Origin of the sequence: Rhabdothermincola sp. (assembly GCF_036846205.1) — a bacterium.
Classification (GTDB): Bacteria; Actinomycetota; Acidimicrobiia; order Acidimicrobiales; family Acidimicrobilacustridaceae; genus Rhabdothermincola.
Genome location: NZ_DAIUCK010000003.1, coordinates 45343 through 57240 on the forward strand (window position 1 = coordinate 45343; position 11898 = coordinate 57240).

Annotated in this window: 11 protein-coding genes, 1 tRNA gene and 1 pseudogene; 7 read left to right on the plus strand and 6 right to left on the minus strand. The window is 70.4% G+C overall.

Annotated features, from left to right (window positions below):
• Nucleotides 1–17 precede the first annotated feature (17 nt).
• On the plus strand, nucleotides 18–2033 hold the full coding sequence (locus tag V7004_RS00935) for a hypothetical protein (protein WP_334141221.1): 2016 nt from the start codon (nucleotides 18–20) through the stop codon (nucleotides 2031–2033).
• Nucleotides 2034–2148: 115 nt separating this feature from the next.
• On the opposite strand, the gene V7004_RS00940 is transcribed toward V7004_RS00935, so the two are convergent.
• Nucleotides 2149–3759: an ammonium transporter gene (locus V7004_RS00940; RefSeq protein ID WP_334141223.1), complete on the minus strand. Its 1611-nt coding sequence runs from the start codon at nucleotides 3757–3759 to the stop codon at nucleotides 2149–2151.
• A 438-nt stretch (nucleotides 3760–4197) separates the two neighbouring features.
• Here V7004_RS00940 and V7004_RS00945 point away from each other — a divergent pair.
• Nucleotides 4198–4271 (plus strand) — tRNA-Ala (locus V7004_RS00945).
• A 91-nt stretch (nucleotides 4272–4362) separates the two neighbouring features.
• Here V7004_RS00945 and V7004_RS00950 read toward each other — a convergent pair.
• The 5 genes from V7004_RS00950 to V7004_RS00970 form a co-directional block, all read right to left on the minus strand.
• Complete coding sequence (locus V7004_RS00950) at nucleotides 4363–4779, minus strand: PIN domain-containing protein (protein ID WP_334141225.1); 417 nt, start codon at nucleotides 4777–4779, stop codon at nucleotides 4363–4365.
• On the minus strand, nucleotides 4776–5471 hold the full coding sequence (locus V7004_RS00955; RefSeq protein WP_334141226.1) for a hypothetical protein: 696 nt from the start codon (nucleotides 5469–5471) through the stop codon (nucleotides 4776–4778). The genes V7004_RS00950 and V7004_RS00955 overlap by 4 nt, the downstream gene beginning before the upstream one ends.
• Before the next feature lie 564 nt (nucleotides 5472–6035).
• The gene (locus V7004_RS00960; RefSeq protein ID WP_334141228.1) at nucleotides 6036–6533 is read right to left on the minus strand and encodes a GNAT family N-acetyltransferase; all 498 of its coding nucleotides are present in this window, start codon (nucleotides 6531–6533) and stop codon (nucleotides 6036–6038) included.
• Complete coding sequence (locus V7004_RS00965; protein ID WP_334141229.1) at nucleotides 6530–6811, minus strand: type II toxin-antitoxin system TacA family antitoxin; 282 nt, start codon at nucleotides 6809–6811, stop codon at nucleotides 6530–6532. Before V7004_RS00965 ends, V7004_RS00960 begins: the two co-directional genes overlap by 4 nt.
• Nucleotides 6812–7120: 309 nt before the next feature.
• Entirely contained in the window at nucleotides 7121–7828 is a 708-nt protein-coding gene (locus V7004_RS00970; RefSeq protein ID WP_334141269.1) for an alpha/beta hydrolase, read from the minus strand.
• 59 nt (nucleotides 7829–7887) lie between these two features.
• Here V7004_RS00970 and V7004_RS15795 point away from each other — a divergent pair.
• The 5 genes and pseudogenes from V7004_RS15795 to V7004_RS00990 form a co-directional block, all read left to right on the plus strand.
• A pseudogene (locus V7004_RS15795) lies at nucleotides 7888–8019 on the plus strand (MarR family transcriptional regulator); the annotation flags it as partial.
• Nucleotides 8020–8037: 18 nt separating this feature from the next.
• A complete protein-coding gene (locus tag V7004_RS00975; protein ID WP_334141231.1) occupies nucleotides 8038–8181 on the plus strand; it encodes a hypothetical protein in 144 nt (47 codons plus the stop codon).
• A gap of 156 nt (nucleotides 8182–8337) precedes the next feature.
• Nucleotides 8338–10989 (plus strand): LuxR C-terminal-related transcriptional regulator, encoded by a 2652-nt coding sequence (locus tag V7004_RS00980; protein WP_334141232.1) that lies wholly within the window; start codon nucleotides 8338–8340, stop codon nucleotides 10987–10989.
• Nucleotides 10990–11038: 49 nt separating this feature from the next.
• Nucleotides 11039–11314, plus strand: a complete 276-nt coding sequence (locus tag V7004_RS00985; protein ID WP_334141234.1) for a hypothetical protein — start codon at nucleotides 11039–11041, stop codon at nucleotides 11312–11314.
• The gene (locus V7004_RS00990) at nucleotides 11311–11874 is read left to right on the plus strand and encodes a DUF3558 family protein (protein ID WP_334141236.1); all 564 of its coding nucleotides are present in this window, start codon (nucleotides 11311–11313) and stop codon (nucleotides 11872–11874) included. The genes V7004_RS00985 and V7004_RS00990 overlap by 4 nt, the downstream gene beginning before the upstream one ends.
• The last annotated feature ends 24 nt before the right edge of the window (nucleotides 11875–11898 follow it).

Consider the following 11898-nt stretch of genomic DNA (forward strand, 5'->3'; position numbering starts at 1 on the left):
CGGACGAGGGGGGTCCTGTGAAGACCGAGCGCCGACATCGACGTGTCCTGCCCGCCGCCGCGTTGGGAGCGGCGCTGCTCGTGGCGGCCTGCACCACGAACGAGACCGCCGGCACTCGATCCACGACCCCCACGACGATCGCCGCCGTCTACCCGCCGACCCGGGACTGCGAGCTGTTCGACGCCGGCCACTGCCTGTTCCCGTTCCCGAGCAACACCTTCACCCGCCCCGACCCGGCGACACCCACCGGCCTGCGGGTGGCCTTCGCTCGCGGCTCGATGCCGGTGAACACCTCGGGGGTGGCGATCGACCCCACCGAGTGGAACCGCAACGACGGGTTCAGCCCCGGCGGGCCGATCGTGCTCTACGTGCGGGACCTCGACCTGGCCGTGACCGGCGCACCGGCCCTGACCGATCTCGCCCGCTCGCTGGCCAGCGACACACCGATCGTCATCGTCGACGCCGAGACCGGCGACCGCCACCCGTTCTGGGCGGAGCTCGACGCCAATGCGCCGCCCGGACAGGGTGCGCTGCTGATCCGCCCGGCGGTGAACTTCCAGGAGGGTCACCGCTACGTGGTGGCCCTCCGCAACCTGAGACGAGCCGACGGCTCCACCATCGACCCGTCACCGGCGTTCGCCGCGCTGCGCGACGGCACCGCCAGCACGGACCCGGCGGTCGAGGATCGCCGGCCGGCCATGGACGCGGTGCTCGCCACCCTGGAGGCCGCGGGCGTCGGCCGTGACGACCTGTACCTGGCCTGGGACTTCACGGTCGCCTCCACCCAGAACCTGACCGGCCGGGTGCTGGCCATGCGCGACGCGGCGGTGCCGCCGGGTGACACGACCTCACCACCGTTCACGGTCACCGCGGTGACACCGGGTGAGTCCGGATCGGGAGTGCTGCGGGTGGTCGAGGGATCGGTGCAGGTGCCCAACTTCCTCACCGACGGCGGTGCGCCGGGGTCGGTGCTCAACAACGGCGACAACCCCGATGGGGTGCCCACCGTCGACGGGACCCTCGACGCACCGTTCGTGTGCGTGATCCCCACCACCGCCGAGCAGGCCGAGCCGATCGACGTGCTCTACGGGCACGGGCTGCTCGGCAGCCGCTTCGAAGGGCGCGGCGTCGGGGAAGCCGTCGGCGACGAGCTGAACGCGGTGGTCTGTGCCACCGACTGGATCGGCATGGCCGCCCAGGACGTCGGACCGATCGCCGGGATGCTGTCCGACCTGAGCGGTTTCCGCATGATCCCGGACCGCCTGCAGCAGGCGATGGTCAACGTCCTGGCGCTCGGTCGGGCCATGCAGAGCCCGGGCGGTCTGCGTACCGACCCCGCGTTCCAGCGGGCGGACGGCTCGCCGCTGCTCGGACGGGATCTGGCCTACGTGGGCAACAGCCAGGGAGGGATCATCGGCGGTGCCCTGAGCGCGGTGGCCTCGGACTGGGACACCGTCTTCCTCGGGGTGCCGGGCATGAACTACTCGACGCTCCTGCAGCGCAGCATCGACTTCGACGACTTCGCACCCTTGTTCAACGCCCCCTATCCCGACCCGCTCGTGCAGCAGTTGAACTTCGCGCTGGTGCAGATGCTGTGGGACCGGGGCGAGAACGACGGGTACGCCGCGCACCTGACCGCTGATCCCCTGCCCGGTTCCCCGGCGAAGAAGGTGCTGGTGTTCGCGGCGTTCGGCGACCATCAGGTGACGAACTGGGCCACCGACGTGATGGCACGCACCATGGGGCTACGACTCCGGGCTCCGGGGCTCGCGGACGGGCGGTCGCCGGCGGACCCACCGTTCTGGGGCATCGAGACGATCGACTCGTTCCCCTATGCGGGCTCGGCGTACGTGATGTGGGACTTCGGCACCCCAGCCCCGCCGGTGGCGAACATGCCGAACCGGGCGGGCAAGGACCCCCACGGCCAGGGGCGGGACGATCCGGCGGTGCTGCGCATGGTCTCGCACTTCCTCACCACCGGTGAGCTGATCGACGTCTGCGAGACCGGCCGACCCTGCCGCAGCGCTCCCTGATCGCCAGTCGTCCCGCAGCCGTCCTCCTCCGAGCATCGTGGCTCGGCGGCTCCGGGCGCGGCCGGGCCCGGTGGCCGAACGACCACCGGGCCCGGGACCGGGGCTGACGGGGGAATCAGCCGGCGCTGGTGGGGGCTCGACTCGAGCCGGCGGACACCGAGGCGTCGGGGGAGGAGTAGCTGTCCCCCGCACCGGCGAACTCGGGATAGGCGACCACGCCCATCTCGGGAAGGTCCAGGCCGGCGATCTCGTCGGCCTCGTCCGAGCGGATGCCGCCGCTGGTGAGTGCGTTCTGGATCTTGAAGAACGCGTAGGCGACTCCGAAGATGACGGTGCAGATGACGAGCGCCCCGAGGGCCTGAGAGGCCAGCTGGCCCCATCCGTCACTGCCGTAGAGGATGCCGGTCACCCCCTTGGGTGTGCCCTCGGCGTCGGTGAAGGTGGTGGTCAGGTTCCAGCCGGCGCCGTACTTGCCGTTGGCGAAGATGCCGACCGCGAGCACCCCGAGCAGGCCGTTGACCCCGTGCACCGCGATCGCGCCCACCGGGTCGTCGATCTTGAGCCGACGCTCGATGAAGAACACGGCCTCGATCACGACCACCCCGGCGATGGCGCCGATCACCGCCGCCGCCCAGGGGTCGACGAAGGCGCAGGGGGCGGTGATGGCGACCAGACCGGCGAGCATGCCGTTGGCCATCATCGCCGGGTCCGGCTTGCCGGTCCGTCGGGTGATCCAGAACATCGAGATCACCCCGCCGAACGCCGCGGCGATGGCCGTGTTGGCGGCCACGATCCCGATCTGGGGATCGCTGGACGCGAACGTCGACGCAGCGTTGAAGCCGAACCAGCCGAACAGCAGGATGAACGTGCCCAGCATGGCCATCGGGATGTTGTGTCCCGGGATGCCTCGGGGCTTGCCGTCCTTGGTGAACTTGCCGATGCGAGGGCCGAGCACCATCGCCCCGGCGAGTGCGGCGACGCCACCGACGGCGTGCACGACGCCCGAGCCGGCGAAGTCGACGTAGCCGTTGCCCCAGTGCAGTGAGTTCCCGAGCTGGGAGAGGAAGCCGCCGCCCCAGGTCCAGGCACCGAACAGCGGGTAGTAGATGGCGCCACAGAACAGGCCCCACCACACGAAGCTCTTCCACTTCCAGCGCTCGGCCATGGAGCCGGTGGGGATGGTGGCGGTGGTGTCCATGAAGGCCACCATGTAGAGGAAGAAGGCCATGGCGGCGCCGGAGAAGGCGAGGTTGTCACCGTCGAAGAACGAGCCGGCGAACCCGCCCTTCCAGAGGAACACCCACTGCCCCGAACCGATGAGGTTGGCGGCACTGCCTCCGATGGCGTGGTCCAGGCCGTAGTCGAAGCCGGGGAGGACGTAGCTGTAGCCCCCGTACATCAACCCGAACCCGACGAGGAAGAACCCCACGAATCCGAGACCGAAGATCGCGAAGTTGGTGGCCACCACGTGCGCCGCGTGCTTGGCCCGGCAGAAGCCGGTCTCGACCATGGCGAAGCCGGCCTGCATGAAGATCACCAGCGCGGCGCCGATGACGATCCAGGTGAGGTTGGTCGTCTGCGTGAGCGTGACGACGTGCTCGCTGACCGTCTCCACGGTGACCGGCCCCTCGTCCTGGGCCATGGCCGTGCCGACGAAGAGCACCGAGAGGATCACGCCCGCTGCGACCGCGGCCGCCAGTCGCCTGGGAGCGAACGCGGCTCGCACGAACGACCTCTGACGAGTCGGTCGGCAAGGGTCCCGCTGAGAACCAGGATCTACTCGCACAGCACTTCCTTCCTTTCGTGTCGCTCGCGATACGGGTCGGATGGCTGGCCCCCGCCCGGCCCGCTCGACAGGAACCGAGTGCGGGAACAACCATCACCCGTCGCGCGCCCCGGCGCGCTAGAGGGAACCTACGGAAGCGGTGTTTCCCGGGTGTCTTGAGCCGATGACACCCACATGTCCGTCGCCTTTCCCGTACCTGACAGGCAAGCTCGGGTCAGGGCTCCGCGGGCGCCGAACGGCTCCTCCAGGAGCAGCGCCCGAACGTCCTCGACGAAGGCCCGAGCAACCGCACGCCGGCTGCATCCCACCGGGACACGGGGGCCGAGCGGGTCAGCGCTCGTGAGGGGGTGCCACCACCACTACGATTGAGCCCTCCTCGGGGCTGTAGCTCAGCTGGCTAGAGCACCTGCTTTGCAAGCAGGGGGTCGTGGGTTCGAGTCCCATCAGCTCCACTCGAGAGCAGGTGCTCCAGCACGGCGTGCGCTACCGGGCGATCAGGAGAAACTCGGCCGCCGACGTCCTGCTGCCGCTCGGCAGGCGCCGTCACGTCAGCAGGGTAAGCCCTGGTGCGTCCCGGTAGATGCCGTCGTTGGAGGCGAGCGGCAACTCGAGGAGCCGCGCGGTAGCAGCGATCCAGCGATCACTGTCATGGATCTTGTCGCCGAGGGCGTGGCCAGCAGACACGCATTCCGCCTTCAGCGCAGCCCACGCCCGGCACATTTCGTCGTCGACGGGGACGACGGCGACGCGCCCGATCCTCGCTTCCATCTCCGACAGCCGACGCTCTCCCCACTTACGCATCAACGCACCGGCACGGACTTCCGCAACCGTCTGGGCGGCGAGCACGAGCGGGCGACCCTGGAGAGTCGCCTGAAATCGGAGGTAGTCCTCCGTGGCCGTTGTCAGCACGACGCGGCTGAACACGTCTGTGTCGACGACGACAGGACCGCCCGGACTCACGAGCGGATGGCGGCCAGAAAAGCGTCGATCTCATCGGCGTCGACGCCTTGGATCCCGCCTTCAGATGCGTCGAACGGCTGAGCACTTGCGATGAGATCGTCGACGTCCAGCGGCGCGGTGAAGCGCCCCGGTTCTACGACCGGCCGCGACGAGGCCACGACCGCGTTTCCGACTCGCAACAGCCGACCGTTCGGGTCGTACTCAGCCTCACCGCGCACCTCGACACGACGACCAACCAGACCGGCGACCGCGCTCGGCTCACCGGCCACAACCACCTCGATGGACGTCCCCAAGTCATCCTCGATCCGAAACCGCCCGCTATGGGTATCGACCCGGTACAGCTCACCGGTCACGACCGCGGGCACAATCTCGGGTCGGTAGGAGTGCAATGCGGACTCCACGATCGACGCTGCCGCCGTCGGGTGGAGGTGGGCACGTCGCCTCTCGTGACCGGGGACGATGGTCACGACCTCAAGCTCGGTGTCTTCGAGCGCGGCCGCTCGAAGCAGGCCGCTGAGGCTTTCGAGTGCCGGACGACTCGTCTCAGGAACAAGGCCCTGGACGAGTCGATCGAACGCGTCGCCCATCAAGTCGAACACCCGGTCGGAGAGGTCGGCGAAGTCGTCACCAAGCGGCAGTCGGTCGTCTCGCGGGGGACCGGCCAGTTCGAGAACGGTGCTTCCCTTCGTCACCCCGGTGAGCGTGAGCCGAGCACTGGCCTCGACGTCTCGCCGGGTCCTGCCCGGACCGCCAGCGCCCACAATCGCCCGAGCAGTTCGAAGAGCAAGCTCCTGCGCGTGGCGCGCTAGCTCGGCGAGCTGGGCGAGTGGGATCTCGCCGTCCGGCACTGGGAGGCCCATGAGGCGAAGCTCAAGGATCGATCGTTGCTGCGTCACAGTCACCTCCCTCGTGTCGGACAGTAGAGCGTAGCTGTGACGAGCTTTCTGGGAGGAGGCTCCCGGCGCCTCGGTGACCCAAAGCCACGATCCGCCCCGCTCGGCGCGATGAGCCAGCGACCCGCGATCGCCGTCGGCCGACCACCCAGCGAGGGTCGCGGCTCGCTCGGCAACATCGACACCGAGGGCATGCGGATTGCGCGCCTTGGCTGGCCCTCTCGGTGTCGCCCACCAGGCGGCCAGCCAGATGATCAACGAGCTCGAGATCGCGCTCGTAGATCGGTTTCGTGGCATCGGCGCCGATCCACCCCGATCACACCAACTCGAGATCGACGCAGCGGGGGTGCGCACCTTCGCCGCTCACATCGACGCCTCGATGTCGGCGACGGTGATCATCAGATCCAACGGGTTCGTCGGAGAACGCGAGAGACCGAACCGCTCGTAGAACGCTGCCGCCCCCGGGTGCAACGCCATGACCACCAGCATCCTCACGCCGATCGTTTCGCTCGCGGCGACGGTCAGCTCCATCGCGTGGCAGAGAAGCCCTGCAGCAAGACCCTGGCCTCGAGCTTCTCGATCGACGGCGAGGCGGCCGAGCAGGATCGCAGGGATCTGCCGTGGCGCTTCACCTCGAGCACGACCAGTCGCATCAGAGCGGAGCACAGCGAAGGCCGACACCGAGTGGTAGCCAACGACCCGGACACCATCAGTCGTGACGTAGGTGCGGGAGAATCCGGCGAGCTGGTTGCGCAACCCTCGTCGCACCAGCCACTCGTCGAGCTCCGGCTCACCGGAATCGAAGTCGTCGAGCCGATGAGCGGCGCTCAGCGGCTCGATCGGCGTGAAGCCGCCGCTCACTTCGTGAACGGCGACGGGCGTTCGAAGAGCTCGGCGGTCTTGGCCTTGCGCCGACCCTTCCGGGACACACGGCGCTCCAAGGCGTCCCACGTCTTCGCATCGAGCACAACGTGGTCGCGGTCGGCCAGCGTCTCGGCAGCGGATGCTCGGGCAGCCTGCACGACGAACTCCGTGATCGACAGGTGCGACGCTTCGGCCGCCGCCCTGATGAGCCCGTCATCGGTCGGTGAGAGCCGCAGGTGCAGCCGCGCGTCCCGTGTCTCTGCCTTCGCGGCCATGGCACCAGTGTACGCACACTCGCCGTACACCGCCGTCCGCTCGCCGGAATGTGATCGCCCAGACCGAACCCGGCTGGGAGAGACTCACGCGGTGAGCAGCACGGACGACCGCCAGCCTTCGGGTCGCGATCTGATCCCGGTCGCAGGGCTGACGGTGTACCACCCTGGGCCTGATGAAGGCTCGGGTCATCGGTTTCCTACTCGTCGACCTTGCACAGACGGTCGTCGGCCTGGTCGCAGGAGGTTGGACGAACCGGACCGGCCGGTGTCCGATGAGGACGCGTCCAGCCGGCCCACGTCGGAGCCGAGTCACGGTGCCTCGACCGCCAACCAGCTCAGGACGTCATCGATGATCGCGTCGGTGCCAGGCTCGTCGATGATCCAGTGCCCGTGGTTCGGGTAGAGGCGTGGCTCGACCCCGTAGTGCTGCGCCGTCTGGCGCACTTGTTCCGGGGCGATGATGCGGTCCTCCTCGCCACCGGCGACGAACACCGGAACCTGGATCGCTCCCGGGTCGATGGCGATGGCGCCCGTCAGCAGCGCTTGGTACACGAAACCGGACTCCGGGGTGAGCCGGGCGTGGATCGCCGGGCGGTCGGACTCCGGAACGCGATTCAGGGCGAGCACCGAACACGCTTCGTCGGGGACCACGAACGGCGCTCCGCTCATGATCGTCGGCATGAGCGGAGCGAAGTACGGCAGGGCGATCTCCTGGGCCGTCAACGCCTCCGGCGGTGCCGATGCCAGCAGGACGATCGCACCCGCCCGGCCGAGCTCGGCCAGCCGCTGCGCCACCAAGCCGCCGAGGCTGTGGCCGATCAGGATCGGTGGGTGGTCGAGCGAGCCACTCTGCCCGAGCGCGTGGAGCACGGCGACCGTGTCGTCCACGTAGTCGTCGAAGGTCAAGCCCTCCGCCTGCTCGGGTCCGACCCCGGCACGGCCCCGCCGGGCAGGAGCCCAGGTCTCGTGGCCGGCAGCGGCCCAGACGTTCGACCCAGCGGCTGAGCGAGAGGTGATCGGCGAACGCGCCGTGGAGGAGCACCACGGTCCGAAGGCGGGTTGCGGACGGCACTCGGATTGCCCGCCTGGCCGGCCGCCTCGGCGTCACCCGCCAGGCGGCCAGCCAGATGGTCACCGAGCTCAAGAGACGTGGGTGGGTCGAGCGCTCACCAGACCCCGCCGACGGCCGAGCCGTGTTGGTGCGGCACACCGCGAAGGGTCGCACGATGTTGCTCGATGCCCTCGAACAGATGGACGACATCGAGCGCGGCTACGCCGCCACCATCGGCTCGAAGAAGATGCGTCTGGTGAAGGAGTCGCTGATCGCCATCGCCGAGGCCGCGGATCCCGACAGCGCGTTGGGCCGCTGACCGTCAGACACCACCGGCCCGGTCCGTCCACACGCCGGGGAGCGCTGCGTGCGGCGACGCCTCATGTCCGTCCCTCGGCGGCGACCCATCCACACCACGGCCGGCCCCGTCACAACCACGGAACGGCACTCCCCTCCCCCCTACACTCACCACGCGATGCGGGCTGAGGGCGAGCGGGTGCTGGCGGCGTGGCCGTTCGTCGGCCGGCAGGACGAGCTCGAACGCCTCCGCCGCGCCATCCGTGCCGGCACCGGCGCCACCATCCGGGGCGCCCCCGGGGTGGGCAAGACCCGCCTCCTCGACGAGGCGCTCGGCAGCACCCGCGGGCCCGTCCACCGGGTGGCCGGCATCGCGGGGCTGCGCGACACCCCCCTCGGTGCGCTCGCTCCCCTGATCGGCCCCGCAGTGGGTGAGGCCGCGTCGTCGACCCTCGAGGAGCTCCTGCGAGCCAGCCACGGCTCACCCCCGATCCTGGCGGTGGACGACGCCCACCTCCTCGACCCGGTCTCGGCCGGTCTCGTGCAGCTCGCCGCGATCAGCGGATGGGCGACCGTGCTGCTCACCGTCCGGCGCGACGAGCCCGCCCCGGCGTCGCTGGAGCGCCTCTGGGCCACCGGGCCGGTCGAGCTGATCGATCTCGGGGAGCTCGCCGACGACGACCTGATCTCGCTCATGAACGCCGCGCTCGGTGGGATGGTCGAGCGCGGGACCGCGGAGGTCCTGCTGCGATCCGCCGCGGGCAACGTCCTCTACCTGCGGGAGCTGCTGGCGGGATCGATCGCCGGCGGTGCCATCGCCCACGACCACGGGGTGTGGCACCTTCGTGGCCACCTGATCGAGACCCCGACCCTCCAGGACCTCATCACCGCCCGGCTGGGCAGCCTCGACCACAGCGCCAGGGAAGCCGTGGAGCTGCTGGCGGTGTCCGGCAGCCTCCCCTCGGACCTGGCCACCGACCTGATCGACCCCGAGGTCATGGCCCGCCTGGAGCGGGACGCGCTGGTGAGCTCGCGGATCACCGCCGGTTTGGTGACGGTCGATCTGGCCCACCCGCTCTACGGCGAGGTGGTGCGCAACGGTCTGTCCGCTCTGGCTCGCCTGCGCGTCAGCCGCCGGCTCGTACGTAGCGCGGTGCACGCCCCTTCGATGCCCCCTGGCTTCGACCTGCGCATCGCCCGCTGGACCGTCGATGCCGGCCCCGACGCCGTCGAGCTCACCACCGCGGACCTCGAGCGGCTCGCCCGGCGGGCGGTCGAGGTCGGCGACACCCATCTGGCCGCGGTCCTGGCCGAAGCGGCTTTCGACCGCGGGGCATCCCCCTCGGTGGCCGCCTTCGCGAGCTGGTGCTGGGGGGAGGACGGCGACCACCACCGCTGCGAAGTCCTGCTCGCCCGGGCCCACGAGCGCGCCAGCCGCGACGACACCGAGCCCTTCGAGCTGGCATCGGTGATCGTGGAATGGGCCAGCCTGCGCTGGTGGGTGCCCCAGGACCTGGCATCAGCGCTCGAACTGCTGGATCGAGCCCGAGCATGCGTCGGCGACGGCGCGGCCCTCGCCGACGCCCAGCACGCCATGTTCGAGACCCTCGACGGCCGCAGCACCCAGGCGATCACCCGAGCCCGCCCGCTCGTGGAGCATCCGAACCACGCGGTCGCCGCGGTGGCCGCCGGAGCCATGGGTCCCTCCCTCTCGGCGATCGACCAGCCCGCGCAGGCCCGGCAGATCGCCGCCGCGGGCTTCGAGCGCTGCCAGGCCGCAGAGCTGAACCTCCCGGGGATCGCCGGCGTCCACGTGGTCAGCATGGTGTTCGCCGAGCTGGTCGACGGCGACATGGCGGCGGCCACGGCGTTCTCGGAGCTGCTCACCTACGGGGCCGTCCGCCAGCCTGCCCGGCAGGCCCGGGCGTGGGCCACGTTGATGTCGTCCATGATCGGCCTGCTCGCCGGCCGCCTCACGGCATCCCTCGAGGCCGCCAGGCAGTCCGATGTGCTGTGGCGGGACACCAACATCCCGGCCATGGCCCGCTGGGCGGGCATCCAGGCCGCGCTCGCGGCCCTGGAACGAGGCGATGTCACCTCCGCCCGCGCCCAGCTGGACCGCCATCGCCGGATCCGCCCCGACGGGTTCCGTCTCCTCGAGCCCCGCTGGCACCAGTCAGCCGCGCTGCTGGCCTGGCGGGAAGGCGACCTCGACCGAGCGCTCGCCGCGGTGGACACCGGAGCGGAGGTCGCCCGACGAGGCGGCGCAACCCACGCCGAGCTGGAGTGCCTGCACCTCCTGGCCCGGTGGGGTCTGCGGTCCGAGTCCGCGGCCGCGTCGGCCCACGTCGGGTCGCTGGCGTTGGGATCGAGGCTGTCCCGGGTGCGGGCCGACCATCTGGCTGCGGTCGCCTGCGGTGACGCAGAGGCCTTGGCGGACGTCGCGACCCGCTTCGGCGAGCTCGGCCTCCCGATCCTCGCCGCCGAGGCGTGGACGCAGGCGTCCGAGTCGTTCCGGGCCGCCGGACGGTCCCGGCAGCACCTCAACGCCGCCGCCCGGGCCACCGAGCTGCTCGACACCCTCGATCCGCTGGACCGGCCACCAGCCATCCCGCGCCGGCCAGCCGGGTCCCCGCTGCGCATCTCCCCCCGAGAACGCGAAGTGGCCCGCCTCGCCGCAGACGGGCACACCAACCGGGAGATCGCCGAGCGGCTCTACCTCTCCGAGCGGACGGTCGAGAACCACCTCTACCGGGTGTTCGCCAAGCTCGGGATCCGCTCCCGCCGGGAGCTGAGTGGAGCGCTCGACACCCGCTGGCCCCGGAATTGAGTACCTGCCACTCATGACCGGACCGCGTCCGGCGTGATCCGCTCGGGCCGTGGTCGATGTGGTGTCGATCTGGAGCCGCGCCCGGCGTGACCGTGCGTACCGGGAGCTCCTCCTCCGTGATCCGGGCACCGCGCTCGCCGGACTCGACCTGAGCGACGACGAGCTCGCGATGCTCGACATCGCGGTTCGGGCTCTCGACCCCGCGCCCGTCCCGAACGTGTTCGCACCGCCGGAAACGGCCACCGAGCCGATCGGCGAGCCGGGGGACTCCGCGGAGGCACACCCGGCCACACCCCTCCACCCGGAACGAAAGGACCGACCGTGAAGACCCGCACCATCGCCCTGCTGGTCGCCGGCTCAATCGGGCTGGCCGCCTGCTCGGGCTCGAGCAGCTCCTCGTCATCGACCTCCACGACCTCATCCTCGAACGCCAACGAATCCGCGGCATCGCCGTCCGGCGGCTCATCGGGAACGTCGGAGTCCTCCGCCAGCTCGTCGCGCGACCTGTGCGCCGAGGTCACCGCGGCGGAGGTGGCGAACCTGCTCGGCGAGCAGATCGTCGAAGCGAAGCCCATCTCCACCAGCGGCCGAGCCGAGACCGGGTTCAACGGCCCGAGCTGCGCCTACACCACCGCCAACGGGCTGGGTGGGGCCCAGGCCCAGACCATCTCCGCCCAGAAGTACACGGCGATGACCCGCGACTCCATCACCCCGGTCGAAGCGCTGGCCGGGCTCGGTGACAGCGCCTTCGTCGCCAAGGACGCCACCGGCCAGTCGGTCATCCGGGTCTTCACGGCGAAGGGCGACGACCACTGGTTCATCGAGATCTACCGAGGCACCACGCCGGACAAGGCAACCCAGCTCGCCGAGATGATCCTCGGCTGAACGCGACCGGCCTGCCCGGCTGGT

What these genes read in the sequence shown, in the direction of transcription:
- V7004_RS00965 (WP_334141229.1), bottom strand. Translation starts at nt 6,811, where the DNA reads ATGGCCGCGAAGGCAGAGACACGGGACGCGCGGCTGCACCTGCGGCTC.
- V7004_RS00975 (WP_334141231.1), top strand. Translation starts at nt 8,038, where the DNA reads ATGTTGCTCGATGCCCTCGAACAGATGGACGACATCGAGCGCGGCTAC.
- V7004_RS00980 (WP_334141232.1), top strand. Translation starts at nt 8,338, where the DNA reads ATGCGGGCTGAGGGCGAGCGGGTGCTGGCGGCGTGGCCGTTCGTCGGC.